Raw genomic sequence first — 22094 nt, 5'->3', positions numbered from 1 at the left:
CCGGGGGCGCTGAGCGACCCGGTCCGGACATGCCTCCGGCGTCCGCCCCGAGGAGGGCGGACGCCGGAGGTGATGGTTCGTCAGGAGCTCGCGGACAGCAGCGCGCGGGTGTCCGCCACCAGGCGCACCACCGAGTCGTCGGCGACCGAGGGCACCTCGTCGTAGCGGAACCATCGCAGGTCCAGCGACTCGTCGCTGATCGCCGCCACCGCGCCCGCCGGCGCCAGCGCGGCGTACTGGACGTCCAGGTGCTCCGCGCAGGGCGTCTGATGCCGGTCCAGCCGCACCGGCGTGCCGCCCAGCAGCGTCAGCCCGTGCGCGATCCCGGACTCCTCACGCGCCTCGCGCAGCGCCGCGTCGGCCAGTGAGGCGTCCTCCGGCTCGCAGTGGCCGCCCATCTGGAGCCACATCTTCAACTTGCGGTGCAAAGTGAGCAGCACCCGGCCGCCGGCCGGGTCCACCACCAGCGCGCTGGCCGTGATGTGCCCGTCCTCGCACGGCTTCCACATGCCGTCCTGATGGGCCGCGAGATGGTCCAGATAGGCCAGCCGCAGCCGCTCCTGGTCGGCCGACGGCGCGGGCCACTCCTTGAGCACCCGCGCCGCGTCCTCACGCAGGCTCACTTGGCGCCGTCACCCTTGCCCTCGTCCTCGGGGCCGCGCGGGCCGCCGTCGGCCGGGCCGTCCCCGGTCCCCTCGACGTCCCCGGGTCGCTTGGTCAGGTCCGGTCCGCCGCCGCTCGCCGCCTCGCCCAGCATCTTGTCGAGCTCGGAGAAGTCCAGGTGCTCGCGGTGCACGAAGCCGTCCGGGTCGTCCAGATCGGCCGCCGTCGGCAGCATGTCCGGGTGCTCCCACAGGCCGTCGCGGCCTTCCAGGCCCCGCGCGTCCGTCAGGGAGGCCCACAGCCGCGAGGCGTCCCGCAGGCGCCGCGGACGCAGCTGGAGGCCGATCAGCGTGGAGAACGTCTGCTCGGCCGGGCCGCCGGTGGCCCGGCGCCGCCGCAGGGTCTCCCGGAGCTTGTCAGCGGACGGCAGGTGCGGCTTGGCGGCGGCGTGCACCACCGCGTCCACCCAGCCCTCGACGAGTGCCAGCGCGGTCTCCAGACGGGCCAGCGCGGCCTTCTGCTCCGGGGTGTCCTCGGGCTGGAACATGCCGCCCTGGAGGGCGTTCTGCAGCTCCTCGGGGTGCTGCGGGTCGATCTGGCCGACCATGTCCTCCAGCTTGGTCGTGTCGACCTTGATGCCGCGGGCGTAGCCCTCGACGGCACCGAACAGATGCGAGCGCAGCCACGGCACATGGGCGAAGAGCCGCTGGTGGGCGGCCTCGCGCAGGGCCAGGTAGAGCCGCACCTCCTCCTCCGGGACGCCCAGTCCGGCGCCGAACGCCTGGACGTTCGCCGGCAGCAGCGCGGCCTTGCCGGCCGGGCCCAGCGGCAGCCCGATGTCCGTCGAACCGACGACCTCGGAGGCCAGCACGCCCAGCGCCTGCCCGATCTGGGTGCCGAACATCGCGCCGCCCATGGAGCGCATCATCCCGAGCAGCGGGCCGGCCATGGCCTGCATCTCCTCGGGCATCACCTCGCCCATCGCCGACCCGACCCGCTCGGCGAGCGGATCGACCAGATCGCGCCACACCGGCAGGGTCTCCTCGACCCACTCGGCGCGGCTCCAGGCCACCACCGAGCCGGCGCCCGACGGGAGCGACGTCACACCGTCCAGCCACAGGTCGGCCAGGCGTACGGCCTCCTGGACCGCGGTCCGCTCACCGGCGGAGACGCTGGCGTCCTTGCTGCCGTCCTCGGCGCCCTGCGCGACGGTCTGCCGCGCGATGTCCTTGGCCATCTCCCAGTTCACCGGGCCGCCCTCGTAGGAGAGCATCTGGCCGAGCCGCTGGAAGGCGGCGCCGAGGTCGCCAGGGTTCATCTGGCCGCCGGGTCCCCCCATGCCGCCGAAGAGCGCCGCGAACGGATTGTCCGCAGCGCCGCTCCCGCCGCCGAACCCGAAGGGGTTCGCGGGGCCCTGGCTACCTCCCTGGCCGTCCTTCTTCTTGCCGTTGTCGCCGTCCTCCGGCTCCTCCGGCGGAAGGCCGAATCCAAATGGGGTGTCACTCACGGGTTTCCTCGGCTCGTAGGGCCGCCGGCCCTACGCCGACGGCGGCTGCCCGACATCACCTCCAGCGTAGACACTCGCCCCGCCTCGGGGCTCGGTGCTTCGCTGTCCCGGTGGCTGCGGCAGGATGGATGTCACCTGGTGCGGACGCGTTCGTCGCGCCCGTACTGAAGACAACCGCTGGAGACGCCCGGTGAGTTCCCCAGATCCGACCGTTCGCGCAGCGCGAAACGCTGCCGCCACAGCCGATCAGGCAGACCGCACCCCGGTCGGCGCCGACCGGCCGCTGCGCCGCCCCGTCGTCGCCGTCACCGGAGCCGCCTCCGGGGTCGGCGCGCTGCTCACCCGTGCCCTGGTCGCGTCCGACGAGGTCAGGGAGGTGGTGGCCATCGACGAGCGCCCCGGCGACATCGCCGAGGCGAAGTGGCACGTCCTGGACGTCCGCGACCCCGCCATCGCCGACAAACTGCGCGGGGCGGACGTCGTCGTCCATCTCGCCCTCGACCTCGACCTGGAGACCGACGCCGCGGCCCGCACCGCCTACAACGTGCGCGGCACCCAGACCGTGCTGACCGCCGCCGCGGCCGCCGGCGTCCACCGGGTGGTGCTGTGCACCTCCGCCATGGTCTACGGGGCGCTGCCCGACAACGACGTCCCGCTCGCCGAGGACGCCGAGCTGCGCGCCACCGCGGACGCCACCGGGGTCGGCGACCTCCTGGAGATCGAGCACCTGGCGCGCCGCGCCCCGCGCGCCCACCCGGGCCTGAACGTCACCGTGCTGCGCCCCGCCGTCCTGGTGGGCGGCACCGACACCGCGCTGACCCGCTACTTCGAGTCGCCGCGCCTCCTGGTCGTCGCCGGATCCCGCCCGGCCTGGCAGTTCTGCCACGTGGAGGACCTGGTCAGCGCCCTGGAGTGCGCCGCCCTGGAGAAGGTCGAGGGTGAGCTGGCGGTGGGCTGCGACGGCTGGCTGGAGCAGGAGGAGGTCGAGGAGCTCTCCGGCATCAGACGCATGGAGCTGCCGTCCTCGGTGGCGCTGGGCGCCGCCGCCCGCCTGCACCGGATCGGCCTGACGCCGTCGCCCGCCGGGGACCTCGCGTACACCATGCACCCCTGGGTGGTCAGCGGCAGCCGGCTGCACGACGTGGGCTGGCGGCCCCGGTGGACCAACGAGGAGGTCCTCGCCGAGTTGCTGGAGGAGGTCGCGGGTCGGCACACGGTCGCCGGCCGACGGCTGGGCCGCAAGGACGCCACCGCCGCAGGCGCCGCCGGAGCCACCGTCGCCCTGCTGGGCACCGCCGCCCTGGTCCGCCGCGCCCGCAAGGCCCGTCGCCGCATCTGACGCCAACGGGGCCACCGACCACGGTCCGTCCCGTAACCGGGCGCAGCGCGGGCCGCCGACTGTACGAGCCTCCATACGGGGCCCCGGACGCCCGGTGGAAACGGCCATTCCCCGAGGCATGCCCGGTGCGGCACGATGGGACCATGTCTGGCACGCACTCCCGCCCGTCCACCGGCCGCGACCACCCTGGTGAGCAGGGCGCCGAGGATCCCATCCGGCTCCTGGAGATCCGCGACACCGCGCTGTCCGTGGACGAGGTCTTCGCGGCCGTCGGTGACGAGGCGGCGGGCGGCACGGCCCTCTTCGTCGGCACTGTCCGCTCGCACGACGGCGGCACGGACGTGGACGGCCTGGGCTACTCCGCCCATCCGTCCGCCGCGGCGGAGCTGCGCCGGGTCGCCGAGAAGGTCGTCGCCGACTATCCGGTCCGTGCGCTGGCCGCCGTCCACCGGGTGGGCGATCTGGCCATCGGCGATCTGGCCGTGGTCGTCGCGGTGGCCTGCCCCCACCGTGCCGAGGCGTTCGCGGCCTGCCGCAAGCTGATCGACGACCTCAAGCACGAGGTCCCCATCTGGAAGCACCAGACCTTCTCGGACGGGACAGAAGAGTGGGTGGGCGCGTAGTGCCCTTCTCCTGGGGGTGGAGGTCGGGTGACAGAAGAGTGGGTGGGCGCGTAGCGCCCTCTTCTGGGGGTGGAGGTCGGGTGACGGGAGGGCGGGTGGGCGCGTAGCGCCTTCTTCTGGGGGTGGAGGTCGGGCGCGTAGTGCTTCCGGCTCTTGGCCTGCGGCCGAACCGGTACCCCCAGTTCCGGTTGCGTAACCCGCTCCCCGGCACCAGCGTTGACGTGGCAGATGGTTAATCTGTTTATTCGTCGATCGTGGGCGCGTGAGGTGTAGGGAGGTCGCCATGGGAGCGCTCCTCTGGCTGCTGATTCCGGTGCTGGCCGGTCTGGTCGCTGCGCTCTGGAGCAGCTGGGCCATGCGCAACCGCCGGACCGGGGACGTCGCCGAACTGGCCGGCTACGCCCGATTCCGCGCCGCGATGGAGAAGGAACACACCGCTCCCGTCCCCGCCGCCGCCATCGCCGAGGGCGCCTCGGACCCGGTCTGACCGCCGCCGGCGCCCGGTGCGGCCCGGTCGTCCGCCCGTCCCCGTACGGACGGCCCCGCGGGCCGGTTGTCATACCCGTCCCGTACTGTCGTTCCATGCCACGCCGCACCTCGACGCTGCTCGCCTCGACCCTGATGCTGATCGCGCTGCTCTGCGCCGGGGTGCTGATTCCCGTCCCGTATTCCGAGATGTCGCCGGGACCGACGGTCAACACCCTCGGAGACCACAACGGCGAGCCGGTGCTGCAGATCTCCGGCCGCAAGACGTATCCGACTTCCGGCAACCTCAACATGACCACGGTGCGGGTCACCGGCCCGGACTACAACATGAACCTCTTCGAGGCGGTCTACGGCTGGCTGGACCCGAGCAGTGCGGTGGTGCCGCACAAGACGCTCTACCCCGAGGGGCAGACGGCCGCGCAGGCCGACCAGCAGAACGCCGAGGAGTTCACGCAGTCCCAGGAGAGCGCCAAGGTCGCCGCGCTCAAGCAGCTGCACATCCCGGTCGCCACCCAGACCGTGGTGGGGGCGGTGGTCAAGGGCAAGCCGGCCGACGGGGTGCTGCACGCCGGCGACGTGATCAAGGCGGTGGATGGCAACGAGGTCCAGCAGACCGGCGACGTCGCCAAGTTCGTCACCCGGCACAAGCCGGGCGAGAAGGTGGTCTTCACCCTCATCCCGGCCAAGGACGCGGCCGCGGCGGAGAAGCAGGGCAAGCGGCCCGAGGGGCCGCAGAAGCAGGTCGCGATCACCACGGCGGCGGACAGCGGCCGGGCGGTGGTGGGCATCCAGGCCCAGGCGGACCACACCTTCCCGTTCACCATCGACGTGAAGCTCGCCGACGTCGGCGGCCCCAGCGCCGGGCTGATGTTCGCGCTCGGCATCGTCGACAAGCTCACGCCCGGCGGCAATCTGACCGGCGGCAGGTTCGTCGCCGGCACGGGCACCATCGACGACCAGGGCAAGGTCGGCCCGATCGGCGGCATTTCGATGAAGACGATCGGCGCACGGGACAAGGGCGCGGAGTTCTTCCTGACGCCCAAGGAGAACTGCGCGGCCGCCGCGAAGGACACCCCCAGCGGTCTCCGGCTGGTCAAGGTCGGCACCATAGGGGACGCGGTGCAGGCGCTGGAGAAGATCCGCAAGAACGACCTCGCCGGCCTGCCGAGCTGCAGCCCGGCAGGCCGGTAGCGAGGCACGAGTACGAGCCCGACGGCGGGGCATCCGGTGTCCCGCCCGTCAGAAGCGCCCTAGTCCTCGAAGGTCGCCGTCAGGGCGTCCGCGAGGCTGGGGACCAGCGACTTGCCGGTCAGCACCTCGGAGGTGGAGTCCTTCTCCCGCAGCCGCAGCGCCGACTCGCGGGCGCCGTCCCGGAGGACGGCCACCGTCATCCGCACCTCCTGGCGCTCGGGGTGCTCGGCGACCCACTTGGCGAGCTGCCGCTCGGTCATGCCCTCCGGCTCGGCCTTCTCGGCGGACGGCGGCAGCATCAGGCGTTCCACGGTCAGTGCGCAGCCGACGACGGCGTCGGGCCAGGCGATGGTGGCGAGGAACTCGTCCAGCGGGGTGCCGGCCGGGATCTCGTCCTGCTCGATGGGGGTCAGGGAGGTGCCGGTGGACTCGTCGATGCCCAGCTGGGCGGCGAGCGAGGGCTCCTGTGCACGGAGCTTGGCGGTGTCGACGAGGGCGAACAAACGGGCGGGCTGGTCCCAGCCGAGGCTGGCCGTGTACTCGTCGATTTCGAGTACCGCGCGGGTCAGTGGGTCGGCGGCGAGGGGGGTGCCGTCAACGGGGAGGTTGGTCATGCTCAACATCGTGCCTTGTGCACCCCGGAAATCGGGAACCGAGTAAAGCCGTCGTAAGTTGCATCACTGGGTCCTAGTATCGCCGGGCCTGCCCCACACGACAGCGAACTTCGAGGTGCGCACCTTGGCTTTCCAGATGCCGGACCGCGGCGGAGGCCCCTCCGGGCCACGGATCAGAGTCGGCCGACCGTCGCGGCGGTTCAGGACCCTGCTCATGACGTTGGGTGTACTGGCCGTGCTGGCCATGCTCTTCGTGATGTTCTCGGGCTTCTGGACCGACTGGCTCTGGTACCGCTCGGTCCACTTCTCCTCGGTCTTCACCACCACCCTGTGGACCAAGATCGGACTGTTCTTCTCCTTCGGCGTCGTGATGGCGGTGGCCGTCGGCGTCAACATCTGGCTGGCGCACCGGCTGCGGCCGCCGCTCAGCGCGATGTCCGTGGAGCAGCAGAGCCTGGACCGCTACCGCATGGGCGTCGCCCCGTTCAAGAAGTGGGCGCTGGTCGCGGTCACCGCGGTGATCGGGTTGATCGCCGGGGCCTCCGCCTCCGGTGAATGGCGGACGTGGCTCCAGTGGGTCAACGGCGTTCCGTTCGGCACCACGGATCCGCAGTTCCACAAGGACGTCTCGTTCTACGCCTTCGACCTGCCGTGGTACCGCTTCCTGCTGAGCTTCGGCTTCGCCTGCGCGGTGCTGTCCCTGGTGGCCGCCGTGCTCACCCACTACCTCTACGGCGGGCTGCGGCTGACCAGCCCCGGTTCGCGGGCGACCGCCGCGGCCACCGGCCACCTCTCGGTGCTGCTTGGCCTCTTCGTCTCCCTGAAGGCGGTCGCGTACTGGCTCGACCGGTACGGCCTCGCGGTGAAGTCCAGCGGCCTGAAGTCGGCCGACAACTGGACCGGTCTGCGCTACGTCGACGCCAACGCCTATCTCCCGGCGAAGACCATCCTGTTCTTCATCGCGGCGATCTGCGCGGTGCTGTTCTTCGCCACCCTGTGGCGGCGCACCTGGCAACTGCCGGTGATCGGGTTCGGTCTGATGGTGCTCTCCGCGGTCCTGATCGGCGGGCTGTACCCGGCGATCGTCCAGAAGTTCCAGGTCCAGCCGAACGAGCAGGCCAAGGAAGCGCCGTACATCAAGCAGAACATCAAGGCGACCCGGGACGCGTACGACATCCAGGACTCCGAGGTGACGCCCTACAAGGGCAACTACAAGCCGGCCTCCGAGGAGGACCGGCAGCGGCTCCGGGACGACGCCGACACCGTCGCCAGCATGCGGCTGCTCGACCCGAACGTGGTCTCGCCGGCCTTCCAGCAACAGCAGCAGGTGCGGTCCTACTACCAGTTCCCGTCCACCCTGGACGTCGACCGGTACAAGGACAAGACCGGCAAGGAGCAGGACACCGTCATCGGCCTGCGCGAGCTGAACCTCGCCGGCATCCCCGAGCGCAACTGGATCAACGACCACTTCAAGTACACCCACGGCTACGGCGCGGTCACCGCCAAGGGCACCGAGACCGCCGACGGCGGCGGCCCGCAGTACACCGAGTCGGACCTGCCGACCAAGGGCCAGCTCCCGCCGTACGAACAGCGCGTCTACTACGGCGAGAAGACCACCCAGTACTCCATCGTGGGCGGGCCGCAGAAGGAGCTGGACTACTCCGACGACAGCGGTGAGAAGGGCTACCGCTACCAGGGCAAGAGCGGGGTGAGCCTGTCCAACCCGATCAACCGCGCCGCGTACGCGGTGGCGTTCGGGGAGCCGCAGATCCTCTACTCCGGCGCCATCGGGGACAAGTCGCGGATCCTGTACAACCGCACGCCCAAGGAGCGCGTCGAGTCCGTCGCCCCCTGGCTGACCATCGACGGCGACGCCTACCCGGCGGTGATCGACGGCCGGATCCAGTGGATCGTGGACGCGTACACCACCAGCAACGGTTACCCGTACGCCTCCCGCACCACCCTCGGGGACAGCACCACCGACTCGCTCACCAACGGCCAGCGTGCGGTGGTGGCCCAGCAGAACCAGGTCAACTACATCCGCAACTCCGTCAAGGCGACGGTCGACGCGTACGACGGCACGGTCAAGCTCTACCAGTGGGACACCAAGGACCCGGTCCTGAAGACCTGGATGAAGGCGTTCCCCGGCACGGTCGAGAAGAAGAGCTCCATCAGCCCCGACCTGCTGGCCCATCTGCGGTACCCGCAGGACCTGTTCAAGGTGCAGCGCCAGCTGCTGACCACGTACCACGTCACCGACCCGGGCACCTTCTACACCGGTTCGGAGCGCTGGCAGATCCCCAGCGACCCGACCACCAAGTCGGGCAACGCGGTGCCGCCGTACTACCTGAGCATGAAGATGCCCGACCAGAAGGCACAGGCGTTCTCGCTGACGACGACCTTCACGCCCAACAAGAAGGACAACCTGGGCGCCTTCATGGCGGTCGACGCCGATGCCACGAGCGCCGACTACGGCAGGATCAGACTGCTGAAGCTGCCGGCGCAGACCCCGGTGCCGGGCCCGCAGCTCGCCCAGTCGAAGTTCAACTCAGACCCGACGATCGCCAACGAGCTCAACATCCTCAAGAAGTTCGGCGACTCGGAGATCGAGTACGGCAACCTGCTGACCGTGCCGCTGCACGACGGCCTGCTCTACGTCGAACCGGTCTACCTGCGCGGCGCCAACACCAACTACCCGCTCCTGAAGAAGGTGTTGGTGAGCTACGGCGACAGCAAGCCGGTCCTGGAGAACAGCCTCAAGGACGCCCTCGACGTCGTCTTCGGCAAGAAGGCGCCGAGCACCGGCTCGGAGAACCCGCCGCCCGGCGGCGGGCAGACCGGCGAGCAGCCGCCGTCCGGCCAGACCGTGCAACAGGCCCTGACGGACGCCGAGAAGGCGTACGACGACGGCGAGAAGGCGCGGGTGGCCGGCGACTGGGCCGCCTACGGCGACGCCCAGAAGCGACTGAAGGACGCGCTGGACCGGGCGGCCAAGGCGTCCGAGAAGGGCGGCAAGGCGAGCGACTGAGCCCCCGGCGCAAATCCCTTCGGTCCGGTGGCCGCCGGCGCACATCGGCGGCCACCGCGACCCGGGTGTCAACCGCGCTCCCCGTGACGTGATACGTTGGAGTCACAACGGCGCGGGGTGGAGCAGCTCGGTAGCTCGCTGGGCTCATAACCCAGAGGTCGCAGGTTCAAATCCTGTCCCCGCTACTGAAAGACCAAGGCCCGGATTCCTTGAGAATCCGGGCCTTTGTCATGCGTTCGGGTCAAAGCTTCCCGGGGGCGGGTCGGACAACCCATGTGGGAAAGCTGTGTGCTTGAGTTTGGCATGTCGCCGTGTCGGGAAGTCGACAAACCGCCGAAGTGACCTCACTGGCTGCGGTATACCAGGTGTACGCGGGTTACGGGTGATGCGACGATGGTTCTTATGGGGGACAAGGCAAGGTTGTTGGAGACGGACCGGTTTGTGCAGGCGCCCGACGACGGGCGCGATTCCGAGATGGCGATGGACGCGATGGAGGCCGACGGCACGGCCGAGGCGTCCGACGCGGTGACCGAGTCCGGCCACCGCCGTGCCGCAGAGGCGGGCGACACCGCCGCCATGAGCGCGCTGGGTGCGATGCTGCTGCGCCGCGCCGACCTCGACGGCGCCGAGCCGCATCTCCGCTCGGCCGCCGCCGCCGGGGACCGGGCCGCGGCCAACAACCTCGGCGTCCTCCTCCACCAGCGGGGCTACGCCGACGAGGCCGCCGGCTGGTGGCGGATCGCCGCCGTCGCAGGCTCCGCCGCCGCGGCGCACGCCCTGGGCCGCCACTACCGCGAGCGCGGCGACGAGCCGGCCGCCGAGTACTGGCTGCGCCAGTCCGCCGAGTCCGGCCACTGCCTGGGCGCGTACGCCCTCGCCGACCTCCTGGAGCACCGCGGCGACATCGGTGCCGAGCGCTGGTTCCGGGCCGCCGCCGAGCGGGGCCACCGCGAGGCCGCCTACCGCCTCGCCCGGCTCATCGAGGACGGCCGCGACGGCGACCGCCGGACGGTGCCCGCCTACGGGGAGCTGACCCAGCAGGCCGAGGCCGAGCAGTGGTACCGCCAGGCCGCCGCCCGCGGCCACCGGCGGGCCGCGCTCCAGCTCGGCGCGCTGCTGGAGGAGCGCGGCGACATCCAGGAGGCCGGCCGCTGGTACCTCTCCGCGGCCAAGGACGGCGAGGCCCGCGCCGCCTGCGCGCTGGGCTTCCTGCTCCGCGACGCCGGGGACGAGGAGAGCGCCGCGGAGTGGTGGCGGCGGGCCGCCCAGGACGGCGACGGCAACGCCGCCAACGCCCTCGGTGCGCTGCACGCCGACCGCGGCGAGCTGCAGACCGCCGAGCGCTGGTACCGCGCCGCGCTGGACGCCGGGGACGTCAACGGCGCCTACAACCTCGGCCTGCTCTGCGCCGAGCAGGGCCGGCCCGGCCGGGGCGAGCAGTGGTACCGCCGCGCCGCCTACGCCGGCCACCGCGAGGCCGCCAACGCACTGGCCATCCTGCTGCTCCAGCGCGGCGACGCCTCCGGTGCCGAACCGTGGTTCTCCAAGGCGGCCGAAGCGGGCAGCGTGGACGCCGCGTTCAACCTCGGCATCCTGTTCACCGGCCGCGGCGAGGAGCGACTGGCGCGCTCCTGGTACGAGCGGGCGGCGTCCGCCGGGCACACCGACGCGGCGCTCCAGGTCGCCATAGCGCAGCTGCGCGACGGCGACCTCCAGGACGCGGAGCGGAACCTGCGCTGCGCGGCCGGCGGCGGCAGTGCGGAGGCGGCCTTCCGGCTCGCCGACCTCCTCGACCGACGGTCCGGGGAGTCGGACGGCGAGCGGTCCGAGGGCGACGAGAGCCGGCAGTGGTACGAGCGCGCCGCGCGCCAGGGCCACCGCCGTGCCCAGGTCCGGGTTGGCATGTTCGCGGCGGCTCGCGGGGACGCCGTGGAGGCGGCGTCCTGGTACCGCGCGGCGGCCGAGGCCGGCAGCCGTAACGGCGCCTTCAACCTCGGGCTGCTGCTGGCCCGCGAGGGCAGCCTCCCCGAGGCCGTCCTGTGGTGGCAGCGCGCCGCCGAGAGCGGCCACGGCCGGGCGGCGCTGCGGCTGGCGCTGATCGCCGCCCGCCGCGGGGCGCTCACGGAGGCCCAGCGCTGGTGCGCGCGGGCCGTGGAGCTCGGCCCGCCGGAGGTGGCGGAGCGGGCGGCCCGGCTGCGGACCGCACTCCAGGAGGAGCTGAGCGCGTGACGGCCGGCGGCCGGGGGCGGTGACCCCGGTGCCCGGGGCGCAGCCCGACGGCCGCGCCCCGGGCCGGCCGGAGCGAATTTGCGCTGGTCGTCGGCGTGGGGTTAAAGTAAAGCCACAACGACGCGGGGTGGAGCAGCTCGGTAGCTCGCTGGGCTCATAACCCAGAGGTCGCAGGTTCAAATCCTGTCCCCGCTACTGAAACCGAAGGCCCGGATCCTCAGGATCCGGGCCTTCGGTTTATCCGGGGCGATGACTTCGAGCGCTGCCCCACCGCCTCCGCGTACGTGTCCGCTCCGTGGAACGCCGAAGATCCCCGGGGCGGCAGGGGCCACGGGGTGGCGGAGTACGGCGCGGCCCGGACGGGGCAGGCGGGGTCAGGAAGCGGCGCTGCAGTTGGGGCAGATGCCCCGGTAGGTCACGGTGACCTCGGAGACCTGGAAGCCGTAGCGCTCCGGCTCGGGCAGCGCGGAGAGCGGGTCGCCGTGGAGGTGCACGTCCCGGATCGTGCCGCAGCGCGAGCAGACGAGGTGCTGGTGGTCGTGGTGGGCGTTGGGGTCGTAGCGCTTGGCGCGGCCGTCGGTGCTCACCTCGATCACCTCGCCGAGTGAGACCAGCTCGCCGAGGGTGTTGTAGACCGTGGCGCGGGAGATCTCGGGGAGGCGCTCGGACGCCTTGGCGTGCACCTCGTCGGCGGTGTAGTGGACGTGGTCCCCGTCCAGGACCTCGGCGACGACGCGGCGCTGTGCGGTCAGCCGCCAGCCGCGTCCCCGGAGTCGTTCCAGCAGGTCACTCATGCCAATCACCTATCAGTCAGATAGTCACCAGGGTAGCAGCGGCGGTCCATCGCCGGATCAGGTACGAGTTTCGGGCTCTTCTTGACTTAGATATTGTCCAATGTAGGATCGGGTACGGCGCAAGCCAAGGGCAGGTGAACGAAGACATCAGGAGGCGCACGTGTCGGTAGAGAGCACCACCGGACCGCTGACCACGGAGACCGGGGCCCCGGTCGCGGACAACCAGAACAGCGAGACGGCCGGCCTCGGCGGCCCCGGTCTGATCCAGGACCAGCTCCTGATCGAGAAGCTCGCGCACTTCAACCGGGAGCGCATCCCGGAGCGCATCGTGCACGCCCGCGGCGCGGGTGCGTACGGCACCTTCACCGTCACCGCGGACGTGACGAAGTACACCCGCGCGAAGTTCCTCTCGGAGATCGGCAAGCAGACCGAGACGTTCCTGCGCTTCTCGACGGTCGCCGGCAACCTCGGTGCGGCCGACGCGGTGCGCGACCCCCGCGGCTTCGCGCTGAAGTTCTACACCGAGGAGGGCAACTACGACCTCGTCGGCAACAACACCCCGGTGTTCTTCATCAAGGACGCCATCAAGTTCCCCGACTTCATCCACACCCAGAAGCGCGACCCGTACACCGGCTCCCAGGAGGCGGACAACGTCTGGGACTTCTGGGGTCTTTCGCCCGAGGCCACCCACCAGGTGACGTGGCTGTTCGGCGACCGCGGCATCCCGGCCACGTACCGCCACATGAACGGCTACGGTTCGCACACCTTCCAGTGGAACAACGAGGCGGGCGAGGTCTTCTGGGTCAAGTACCACTTCAAGACCGACCAGGGCATCGAGAACCTCACCCAGGGCGAGGCCAACAGGCTCGCCGGTGAGGACCCCGACAGCCACCAGCGCGACCTGCGCGAGTCCATCGAGCGCGGCGAGTTCCCGACCTGGACCGTCCAGGTGCAGATCATGCCGGCCGCCGACGCGGCCACCTACCGCTTCAACCCGTTCGACCTGACCAAGGTCTGGCCGCACGAGGACTACCCGCCCATCGAGATCGGCAAGTTGGAGCTCAACCGCAACCCGGAGAACATCTTCGCGGAGGTCGAGCAGTCGATCTTCTCCCCGCACCACTTCGTGCCGGGCATCGGCCCGTCCCCCGACAAGATGCTCCAGGGCCGCCTCTTCGCGTACGGCGATGCGCACCGCTACCGCGTCGGCATCAACGCCGACCACCTCCCGGTGAACCGCCCGCACGCCACCGAGGCGCGCTCCCACGGCCGGGACGGCGCGCTCTACGACGGCCGCCACGGCCGGCAGAAGAACTACGAGCCGAACAGCTTCGGCGGTCCGGTCCAGACCGGCCGGGCGCTGTGGCAGCCGCTGCCGGTGTCCGGTGCGCCCGGCGAGACCGTGGCGCCCTCGCACGCCGAGGACGACGACTTCGTCCAGGCCGGCAACCTCTACCGCCTGATGTCGGACGGCGAGAAGGAGCGCCTGATCGACAACCTGGCGGGCTTCATCGCCAAGGTCTCCCGCGACGACATCGCGCAGCGGGCGATCGAGAACTTCCGCAAGGCGGACGCGGACTACGGCAAGCGGCTGGAGGCCGCGGTCCAGGCCCTGCGCGGCTAGGGGTCCCGCGCGGCGGTCCGTCATCTTGATGGCGAGCCGCCGCGGGGCGACCGGACGTCGCTTGCCGTACATGCCGAAGAGGCCGGACGCCACGGGGCTCCGGCCTCTTCGTGCGGGCGCGTGCGCCCGCATCCGCACGCTCGTGCGCCCTCGCGCCGTGACCGCCGGGGCAGCTGTCCTCAGGCCGCCGCGGGCGTCCGTACGGAGACGTCGGACCAGCAGCGGATGATGTCGCGGACCGAGACGATGCCGACCGGTTCGAGGTTGTCCAGGACGACGAGGTGGCGGAATCCGCCGCGCACCATGGCGCCGGCCGCCTCGTCCAGGGTCCAGTCCGGGGCCGCGAAGACCACGTCGGACGTGGTGTGGCTCTGTGCGGTCTCCCGGTCGGGGTTCTCGCCCGCGCCGAGGGAGTTGAGGATGTCGCGCTCGGTGAGGATGCCGATGCCGAAGGTGTCCTTGTCGAAGACCACGGCCGCGCCGATGCGGCGGGCCGCCATCAGTCGTGCCGCCTGGCGGAGGGTGTGGGCCGGCCCGATGGTGAGGACCATCGTGCTCATGGCTTCTTTGACGAGCATGGACATGAAGGGGAGCCACCTCCTTGGGTGCATGTGAATATGCGAATCGATTCACAAGTGCACAAAGTGGGGGGTTCTCATGTTCACATGCCCCCGTCCACGTCACAAGGGGCAGATGTTGGACATCAGTCCGAGCATCTGCCCCTTCGCAGGTCGGTGGCGGTTTGCGGCGGGCGGACCGGCGCCGTCCGCGCGGCGGCGGTCAGCCCCGGTTGTCCCCGACGTACGACAACAGGTCCTCGTGGAGCAGGCCGTTGGAGGCCGCCGCGTTCCCGCTGTGTGGACCGGGCCGGCCGTCCAGGCCGGTGTAGCGTCCGCCGGCCTCCTGGACGATCACCGCGCAGGCCGCCATGTCCCACAGGGACAGCTCCGGCTCCGCGCAGATGTCCACCGTCCCCTCGGCGACCATCATGTAGGGCCAGAAGTCGCCGTAGGCCCGGGTGCGCCAGCAGTCCCGGGTCAGTTCGAGGAAGCCGGGGAGCTTGTCGCGCTCCTCCCAGCCGCTCAGCGAGGAGTACGCGAAGGACGCGTCCTGGATGCGGGCGACCTGGGAGGTCCGCAATCGGGTCGCCGAGGTCAGGCTGCGGCCGGTGAAGGCGCCCAGGCCCTCCGCGGCCCACCAGCGGCGGTTCAGCGCCGGGGCGGAGACGAGCCCGACCACCGGGCGGTCGCCGCCCTCGCCGCGCTCCATCAGGGCGATCAGGGTCGCCCAGACCGGCACCCCGCGGACGTAGTTCTTGGTCCCGTCGATCGGGTCGATGATCCAGCGGCGCGGCCCCGAGCCCTCGCTGCCGAACTCCTCGCCGAGCACCGCGTCCCGCGGCCGGGCGCGCTGGAGTTGGCCGCGGATCAGCTCCTCGGCGGATTTGTCCGCCTCGGTGACCGGGGTCATGTCCGGTTTGGTCTCCACCTTGAGGTCGAGGGCCTTGAACCGCTCCATGGTCGCGGCGTCCGCGGCGTCCGCCAGGACGTGTGCCAGGCGGAGATCATCGTGATAGTCGGGCATGTGCGAACAGTATCCACTGGTATACGCGGGATCCACATGGCCATGCCGCGCCCTCCGGGTGGTCTCCCCGGAGTCGTCGACCGGGCCCGCCCGAGGGGTGTCCGCAGCGGGTCTTGACAGTCCCTGACGGTGCGTCAATTCTGTGATCTAGACCACTGTTCGGGTGGATTCGGGGAGGTGGCCGATGCCTTCGGTGCGCGAGGCCCTGCTGGACGCCGCCTACACGGCGCTGCTGACCCGGGCCTGGACGGCCGTCCGGATGGTGGAGGTGGCGGCCGCGGCGGGGGTGTCCCGGCAGACGCTCTACAACGAGTTCGGCGGCAAGGACGGGCTGGCCCGGGCGCTCGTCCGGCGGGAGACCGAGACCTATCTGGCCGGGGTGGATCGGGCGCTGGCCCGCGGGGGCGCCGGACCGGCGGACGACGCCGGCGCCCGGGTGGCCGCGGCGGCCGCCTGGACGCTGCGGACCGCACGGGCGAACCCGCTGGTGCGGGCGGCGCTGACGGGGTGTTGGGGCGATCGGCTGCCGGCCGGTCAGGACGGGCCCGGCGAACTCGTCGGCCGGTTCCGCGACCGGGCGGTGGCGGCGCTGGCGCCCGGCCGGCCCCGGGAGGAGCTGCCGGCCCTGGACGCGGCCTGCGAGACCGCGGCCCGGCTGACGCTGTCCTGTGTGATCGCACCGGCGAGCGCGGAGCGGGACCCGGAACCGGTCCGTCCACCGACCGACGTGCGGGTGTCGGTGCCGTGGCGGCGGGCGCGGCGCAGGCCCGAGGCCGAGACCGAGGCGGTCTCCCGGCTCGTGCGGGGCGCCTTCGCCGGACTCGCCGGATGACGTGGGCGGTCGGGGTGTCAGTGCGCCGAGCCGGAGAGCTGGAGCCCGATCACCCCGACGATGACCAGGGTGATCGAGATGATCTTCAGTGTGGAGACCAGGTCGCCGAGGAAGACCATGCCGTAGATCGCGGTGCCGGCCGCGCCGATGCCGGTCCACACCGCGTACGCCGGGCCGACGTCGAGCTTGCGCAGCGCCAGGGTCAGCAGGCCGAAACTGCCCAGGGCGAAGACCGCGAAGGCGACGGTCGGGTAGAGGCGGGTGAAGCCGTGCGAGAGCTTGAGGCAGACCGCGAAGCCGGTCTCCAACAGGCCCGCCACCACGACCATCAGCCACGCCATATCCCATTGCCTCCGTCAGCTCGGTGACTGCTTCAGCCCAGGCGACCCATCACGACCGGATCAGACCGGATCGGACCGGTCCTGGTGTGAGGGTGATTATGCCGCTGGCCCCGATGGACGGCAGGGGATTACCGGGATCAGTCGCCCTCGCGTCGCTCCCGGGTGGACAGCAGTCGGCGCAGGGAATACAGGCGGGCCGGGTCGGCGTGCCCCCCGGCCACCCATGCCTCCAGCGCGCAGTCCGGCTCGTCGTGGCTGCACGCCCGGGGGCACTCCTCGGTGCCCGGCTCCAGGTCAGGGAAGGCGTGGATGACCCGGGACGGGTCGATGTGGGCCAGCCCGAAGGAGCGCACGCCCGGGGTGTCGATGACCCAGCCGGTGTCGCCGGGCAGCGGCAGCGCCAGCGCCGAGGTGGTGGTGTGCCGGCCGCGGCCGGTGACCGCGTTGACGTGCCCGGTGGCCCGACGGCGCTCCGGCACCAGGGCGTTGACCAGGGTCGTCTTGCCCACCCCGGAGTGCCCCACGAACGCCGTCATCCGGCCGGTCAGCTTCTCCCGGACCCGCTCGGCGGCGCTGCCGTCGGCCAACTCCTCGCGGTTGGTGACGACGTACGGGACGCCGAGCGCGCCGTAGGACTCCAGCAGCGTGTCCGGCGCGGCCAGGTCGGACTTGGTCAGCACCAGCAGCGGGTCCAGCCCGGCGTCGTAGGCGGCGACCAGGCAGCGGTCGATCAGCCGCGGCCGGGGCTCGGGGTCGGCGAGCGCGGTGACGATCGCCAGCTGGTCGGCGTTGGCGACCACCACCCGCTCGTACGGGTCGTCGTCGTCGGCCGTGCGGCGCAGCGTGGAGCTGCGGGGCTCGACCCGCACTATCCGGGCCAGAGTGTCCTTGTCGCCGCTCAGATCGCCGACCACGGCGACCCGGTCGCCGACCACCGCGCTCTTGCGGCCCAGTTCGCGGGCCTTCATGGCGGTGACCTTGCGGTCGTCGATCAGACAGGTCAGACGGCCCCGGTCGACGGTCAGGACCAGGCCCTCGCGGGCGTCCTCGTGCTTGGGGCGGATGTTCGTCCGCGGGCGGTTGCCCTTGCGGTTGGGACGGACCCGGACGTCGTCCTCATCGGGGTTCTTGCCGTAGCGACGCATGGTGCGGCGACCCTCAGGCTCTCCGGGCGGCGGCGGACGCCGGATCCAGCATCTGCGTCCACAGCGCGGGGAAGTCGGGCAGGGTCTTGGCGGTGGTGGCGACGTTCTCCACCTCCACGCCCTCGACGGCCAGGCCGATGATCGCGGCGGCGGTGGCCAGCCGGTGGTCCTCGTAGGTGTGGAAGATCCCGCCGTGCAGCGGACGCGGCCGGATGTGCAGGCCGTCCGCGGTCTCGGTGACGTCGCCGCCGAGTTCGTTGAGCTCCTTGGTGAGTGCGGCCAGCCGGTCGGTCTCGTGCAGCCGCAGGTGCGCCACCCCGCGCAGCGTGGAGGGCGAGTCGGCGAGCGCGGCGACCGCGGCGATGCCCGGGGTCAGCTCGCCGACCTCGCCGAGGTCGATGTCGATGCCGTGGATGCGGCCGCTGCCGGTGAGGGTCAGACCGTGCTCGGTCAGCTCGCAGGAGCCGCCCATGGCGGTGAAGATCTCGCGCAGTGCGTCGCCGGGCTGGGTGGTGTGCTCGGGCCAGTCCGGGACGGTGACCCGGCCGCCGGTGACCAGCGCCGCGGCCAGGAACGGCTGGGCGTTGGAGAGGTCCGGCTCGACGACCAGATCGCGGCCGAGCAGCGCGCCGGGGGTGACCCGCCAGACGTTCGGCTCGCCGCCCGCCTCCGGGGTGTCCACCTGGGCACCGACGCTGCGGAGCATGTCGACGGTCATCCGGATGTGCGGCATCGAGGGCAGCGCCGCGCCGACGTGCCGGACCTCGACGCCCTGGTTGAAGCGCGGCGCGGACAGCAGCAGGGCACTGACGAACTGCGAGGACGAGGAGGCGTCGATCTCCACCGCGCCGCCCTCCAGGGCACCGCCGCCGAACACCGTCATCGGGAGGGCGCCGCGGTTGTCGTCGTCGATCCGGGCGCCCAGGGTGCGCAGCGCGTCGATGACGCCGTTCAGCGGGCGCTCGTAGGAGCGCGGGTCGCCGTCGAAGCGGATGGCGCCGTCGGCGAGCGTGGCGACCGGCGGCAGGAAACGCATGACCGTGCCGGCGTTGCCGACGTCGACGGTGGCCGGGCCGTGCAGGCCGGCCGGGATGATCCGCCACGCCTCGCCGCCGGAGGTGCCCGCGGAGCTGGACGAGGCGGTCTCCTCGATGCCGACGCCCAGGGCGCGCAGCGCCTCGGCCATCAGCAGGGTGTCGCGGGAGCGGAGCGGGCGGCGCAGCCAGCCGGGCTCCGAGGAGAGGGCGGCCAGGACCAGGCCGCGGTTCGTGACCGATTTGGAGCCGGGCACGGTGACGGTCGCATCGACCGCCCCGGGAGCGACGGGGGCGGGCCACAGGGCAGGGGGGGCGGGGCTCTCGGTCATGCCCTTACTTTAATGGCTGGACAAGGGTACCGATCTTGATCAAAAGCGGCGCAACCTGTGCGAAACACGGCTCCCACGGTGCAACCGCAGGCAGCGGGCCCCTCCGGGGCAACAGGCGCGACACCGACATACGGAATGTGGGTTACCGGATGCTCATCGGTAGGGACATCGGCTCCTCATACACCGAGCAGCCAGCGCCCGCCGCCCATCAGGGAACAGAGGGTCACCACGTGGAAGAAGCCGAGCCAGACGGCGGCCGGGACGTGGGTGAGCCGGGCCAACTGGTCGGGGTCGGAGTCCACGGCGCCGCCGCGCCGCCGCTTCCCCTGGAGCTCGAACGGCGGCCGCACGCCGCCCAGCAGCAGGAACCACACCACCGCGTACGCGAACCCCGCCTGCACCTCGGGCGCGGTCAGCCAGGACACCAGGAGGAAGGTGCCGCCGGCGAGCACGACGGTCAGGACGCCGTACGCGTTGCGGATCATCACCAGCATCGCCAGCAGCAGCGCGGTGGCCCCCCACAACAGCGCCGTGGTGTGCCCGGCGCCCAACAGGGCGGCGCCCGCCAGACCCAGCAGTGACGGGGCCAGATAGCCGGCCGCGGCGGTCAGGATCATGCCCACACCGTGCGGTTTGCCGCGGGAGACGGTCAGCCCCGAGGTGTCGGAGTGCAGCCGGATCCCGTCCAGCCGGCGGCCGGTCAGCAGGGCGACCAGGCCGTGGCCGCCCTCGTGGGCGATCGTGACGGCGTTCCGCGACAGCCGCCAGGCGGTGCGCGGTATGACGGCGCCCAGGGCCAGCACGCCGGTGGCGATCACCAGCCAGAGCGACGGCCCGGGCTGGGCCGAGAAGACCCGGTCCCAGACGTCCGTGATGTGGTGGGTGTCCATGTCTCCCCTTCGTGTGGCATGGCAGTGTGGCATGCATGTGCGGTAGGTATGCAGCGAGCCGGCAGCCCGAGGACCTGGTCGGGATCTTCGACGTCCAGCAGTGGCAGCCCACGGAGACCCTGGCGCCCAGTTGGAACATCGCCCCGACGGCCAACGTGCAGGCGGTACTGGAACGTCCCCTCAAGGGCGAGGCCGCCGCCGCTTTCCCGCCCGGCCCGGTGCGCCAGCTGCGGACGCTCAAGTGGGGCCTGGTCCCGTCGTGGGCGAAATCACCCGAGGGCGCCGCGCGGATGATCAACGCCCGGGCCGAGACGGTGCATGAGAAGCCCTCGTTCCGGCAGGCGTTCGCGACCCGCCGCTGCCTGCTCCCCGGGGACGGCTACTTCGAGTGGGTCACCGGTGCCGCCGAGCGGGAGCTGGAGGAGCAGGGCCGGAAGAAGCGGCCCCGCAAACAGCCGTACTTCGTGACGCCGGCGGACGGCTCGGTGATGGCGATGGCCGGCCTCTACGAGTTCTGGCGGGACCGCACCCTGCCCGGCGACCACCCGCTGGCCTGGTGGGTGACCTGCACGGTCGTCACCACCGAAGCTGAGACCACCCCGCTGGCCGGGGCCACCGGGGACGACGGCCCGCGGACGCTCGCCGAGATCCACCCGCGGATGCCGCTGGTGCTGCCGCCGGACCGCTGGGACGCCTGGCTCGACCCGTCCCGCACCGACCCCGACGACCTGCGCGCGCTGCTCGCCCCGCCGCCGCCCGGGCTGATGCGGGCCCACCCGGTCCCCACCGGCGTCAGCAACGTCCGCAACAACGGGCCGGAGCTGGTCACCGAGCTCGAAGGCCCCGAGGTCGGCACGCTGTTCTGACGCGCCGGGCGGGCCGCGCCGCCGCCCTCGGCCCGCCCCGGGCAGGATGGGCGTATGAGTACGAGGGCGAACGAGAGCGAGACGGTCGCGACGCCGGCGGGCGACGCCCGGATCTCCTGGTACCGCGACGCCGAGCCGGCCCGGGCCGTGGTCGCCGTCGGCCACGGCGCGGGGGGCGGCATCGAGGCGCGTGACCTGCAGGCCCTGGCGGCCGTGCTGCCGGCCCGCGGCTACACCGTGGCGCTGGTCGAGCAGCCGTGGCGGGTGGCCGGCAAGAAGGTGGCGCCCGCGCCGAAGACCCTGGACACCGGGTGGACGGCGCTCTGGCCGGCGCTGGAGAAGCCCGGCCTGCCGGTGGTCGCGGGCGGCCGGAGTGCCGGCGCCCGGGTGGCCTGCCGCACGGCGCGCGAGCTGGGTGCGCAGGCCGTGCTGGCGCTGAGCTTCCCGCTGCACCCGCCGGGGAAGCCGGAGAAGTCCCGGGCGGAGGAGCTCACCGGCGCCGGGGTGCCGACCCTGGTGGTGCAGGGCGGCCGGGACCCGTTCGGGCGCCCCGAGGAGTTCCCCGCGGGCACCGGGCTCACCGAGGTGGCCTACGGCGACCACGGCTTCGCGGTGCCGAAGTCGGCGGGGGTGACCGAGGCGGAGTCGATGGCGGTGCTCACCGACGCGGTGGTGGCGTGGCTGGACGGGATGTTCGGCTGACCGACCGGGCCCGGTCGGGGCGCCGCCCGGTGCGCGGAGCCCCGACCCGACCCGCCGGAACAGGCGGCGAAACCGGCCCGTCCGGCCGGGAATGATCCGCACCCGTGCCGCTGTTGTGCCAGGCGAAGGCAGTGGAGTACGTCCAGCGCGCACGAGGAATGGGAGTCCGTCGTATGGGGATCGCTTGCCCGGCCCGCCCGGCCGCCGACCTGCAGTGGTCGCAGATGCAGGTGACGCAGCCCGCTCTGGCTGGAGCGGCGGCGGCACCGGATCGTCGTCTATTCTCCGAATCGAGAGGGTCCGCGGCGGCAGCCGCGGGATCCGCCACGG

The 22094-nt window shown here is 72.0% G+C and carries 20 protein-coding genes and 2 tRNA genes; 12 read left to right on the top strand and 10 right to left on the bottom strand.

Annotated elements, in window-relative coordinates; genetic code table 11:
- Window positions 1–80 precede the first annotated feature (80 nt).
- Together SNOUR_RS14775 and SNOUR_RS14770 are read right to left on the bottom strand one after the other, a co-directional pair.
- Entirely contained in the window at window positions 81–623 is a 543-nt protein-coding gene (locus tag SNOUR_RS14775) for an NUDIX hydrolase (RefSeq protein ID WP_067347121.1), read from the bottom strand.
- Window positions 620–2110 carry a zinc-dependent metalloprotease gene (locus SNOUR_RS14770; RefSeq protein WP_067347119.1) on the bottom strand — a complete coding sequence of 497 codons (1491 nt, stop codon included), beginning with the start codon at window positions 2108–2110 and terminating at the stop codon, window positions 620–622. The genes SNOUR_RS14775 and SNOUR_RS14770 overlap by 4 nt, the downstream gene beginning before the upstream one ends.
- Before the next feature lie 190 nt (window positions 2111–2300).
- Between SNOUR_RS14770 and SNOUR_RS14765 the strand changes: the two genes are divergently transcribed.
- From SNOUR_RS14765 to SNOUR_RS14750, 4 genes are all read left to right on the top strand, one after another.
- Window positions 2301–3449, top strand: coding sequence for an SDR family oxidoreductase (locus tag SNOUR_RS14765; protein ID WP_067347117.1), 1149 nt, complete (start codon window positions 2301–2303; stop codon window positions 3447–3449).
- 143 nt (window positions 3450–3592) lie between these two features.
- Entirely contained in the window at window positions 3593–4072 is a 480-nt protein-coding gene (locus SNOUR_RS14760) for a molybdenum cofactor biosynthesis protein MoaE (protein WP_039632957.1), read from the top strand.
- 283 nt (window positions 4073–4355) lie between these two features.
- Window positions 4356–4559, top strand: coding sequence for a hypothetical protein (locus SNOUR_RS14755; protein ID WP_067347116.1), 204 nt, complete (start codon window positions 4356–4358; stop codon window positions 4557–4559).
- Between the two features lie 95 nt (window positions 4560–4654).
- Window positions 4655–5749 carry a YlbL family protein gene (locus SNOUR_RS14750; protein WP_067347114.1) on the top strand — a complete coding sequence of 365 codons (1095 nt, stop codon included), beginning with the start codon at window positions 4655–4657 and terminating at the stop codon, window positions 5747–5749.
- A gap of 59 nt (window positions 5750–5808) precedes the next feature.
- On the opposite strand, the gene SNOUR_RS14745 is transcribed toward SNOUR_RS14750, so the two are convergent.
- Complete coding sequence (locus tag SNOUR_RS14745; RefSeq protein WP_067347112.1) at window positions 5809–6363, bottom strand: PPA1309 family protein; 555 nt, start codon at window positions 6361–6363, stop codon at window positions 5809–5811.
- Window positions 6364–6499: 136 nt separating this feature from the next.
- On the opposite strand from SNOUR_RS14745, the gene SNOUR_RS14740 reads away from it, so the two are divergent.
- The 4 genes from SNOUR_RS14740 to SNOUR_RS14725 all read left to right on the top strand — a co-directional run bounded on the left by SNOUR_RS14740 (window position 6500) and on the right by SNOUR_RS14725 (window position 11815).
- Complete coding sequence (locus SNOUR_RS14740) at window positions 6500–9391, top strand: UPF0182 family membrane protein (RefSeq protein WP_312635988.1); 2892 nt, start codon at window positions 6500–6502, stop codon at window positions 9389–9391.
- A gap of 111 nt (window positions 9392–9502) precedes the next feature.
- Window positions 9503–9576: transfer RNA gene (locus SNOUR_RS14735), tRNA-Met, on the top strand.
- A gap of 208 nt (window positions 9577–9784) precedes the next feature.
- Entirely contained in the window at window positions 9785–11620 is a 1836-nt protein-coding gene (locus tag SNOUR_RS14730) for a tetratricopeptide repeat protein (protein WP_174717871.1), read from the top strand.
- Window positions 11621–11741: 121 nt separating this feature from the next.
- A tRNA-Met gene (locus SNOUR_RS14725) sits at window positions 11742–11815 on the top strand.
- Between the two features lie 179 nt (window positions 11816–11994).
- On the opposite strand, the gene SNOUR_RS14720 is transcribed toward SNOUR_RS14725, so the two are convergent.
- Entirely contained in the window at window positions 11995–12414 is a 420-nt protein-coding gene (locus tag SNOUR_RS14720; protein WP_039632946.1) for a Fur family transcriptional regulator, read from the bottom strand.
- Window positions 12415–12574: 160 nt separating this feature from the next.
- Between SNOUR_RS14720 and SNOUR_RS14715 the strand changes: the two genes are divergently transcribed.
- Entirely contained in the window at window positions 12575–14038 is a 1464-nt protein-coding gene (locus tag SNOUR_RS14715; protein WP_067347105.1) for a catalase, read from the top strand.
- Between the two features lie 179 nt (window positions 14039–14217).
- Here the strand turns inward: SNOUR_RS14715 and SNOUR_RS14710 are convergent, their stop codons facing one another.
- Both SNOUR_RS14710 and hisN read right to left on the bottom strand, forming a co-directional pair.
- Window positions 14218–14616 (bottom strand): CBS domain-containing protein, encoded by a 399-nt coding sequence (locus SNOUR_RS14710; protein WP_067358320.1) that lies wholly within the window; start codon window positions 14614–14616, stop codon window positions 14218–14220.
- A gap of 202 nt (window positions 14617–14818) precedes the next feature.
- Complete coding sequence (gene hisN, locus SNOUR_RS14705) at window positions 14819–15622, bottom strand: histidinol-phosphatase (protein WP_067347103.1); 804 nt, start codon at window positions 15620–15622, stop codon at window positions 14819–14821.
- A gap of 184 nt (window positions 15623–15806) precedes the next feature.
- On the opposite strand from hisN, the gene SNOUR_RS14700 reads away from it, so the two are divergent.
- Window positions 15807–16454 (top strand): TetR/AcrR family transcriptional regulator, encoded by a 648-nt coding sequence (locus SNOUR_RS14700; RefSeq protein WP_067347101.1) that lies wholly within the window; start codon window positions 15807–15809, stop codon window positions 16452–16454.
- Between the two features lie 17 nt (window positions 16455–16471).
- Here SNOUR_RS14700 and SNOUR_RS14695 read toward each other — a convergent pair whose 3' ends face one another.
- From SNOUR_RS14695 to SNOUR_RS14680, 4 genes are all read right to left on the bottom strand, one after another.
- Entirely contained in the window at window positions 16472–16795 is a 324-nt protein-coding gene (locus tag SNOUR_RS14695; RefSeq protein ID WP_067347099.1) for a DMT family transporter, read from the bottom strand.
- 137 nt (window positions 16796–16932) lie between these two features.
- A complete protein-coding gene (rsgA, locus tag SNOUR_RS14690) occupies window positions 16933–17940 on the bottom strand; it encodes a ribosome small subunit-dependent GTPase A (protein WP_039632936.1) in 1008 nt (335 codons plus the stop codon).
- A 13-nt stretch (window positions 17941–17953) separates the two neighbouring features.
- Window positions 17954–19306, bottom strand: a complete 1353-nt coding sequence (gene aroA, locus SNOUR_RS14685) for a 3-phosphoshikimate 1-carboxyvinyltransferase (RefSeq protein WP_067347098.1) — start codon at window positions 19304–19306, stop codon at window positions 17954–17956.
- Between the two features lie 176 nt (window positions 19307–19482).
- Complete coding sequence (locus tag SNOUR_RS14680; protein ID WP_067347096.1) at window positions 19483–20196, bottom strand: M50 family metallopeptidase; 714 nt, start codon at window positions 20194–20196, stop codon at window positions 19483–19485.
- A 35-nt stretch (window positions 20197–20231) separates the two neighbouring features.
- On the opposite strand from SNOUR_RS14680, the gene SNOUR_RS14675 reads away from it, so the two are divergent.
- Together SNOUR_RS14675 and SNOUR_RS14670 are read left to right on the top strand one after the other, a co-directional pair.
- A complete protein-coding gene (locus tag SNOUR_RS14675) occupies window positions 20232–21062 on the top strand; it encodes an SOS response-associated peptidase (protein WP_067347094.1) in 831 nt (276 codons plus the stop codon).
- A 54-nt stretch (window positions 21063–21116) separates the two neighbouring features.
- The gene (locus SNOUR_RS14670; protein ID WP_067347092.1) at window positions 21117–21764 is read left to right on the top strand and encodes an alpha/beta hydrolase family protein; all 648 of its coding nucleotides are present in this window, start codon (window positions 21117–21119) and stop codon (window positions 21762–21764) included.
- Window positions 21765–22094 lie beyond the last annotated feature (330 nt).

Source organism: Streptomyces noursei ATCC 11455 (assembly GCF_001704275.1).
Lineage (GTDB): Bacteria > Actinomycetota > Actinomycetes > Streptomycetales > Streptomycetaceae > Streptomyces > Streptomyces noursei.
This window is presented reverse-complemented; position numbering and strand designations above follow the sequence as displayed.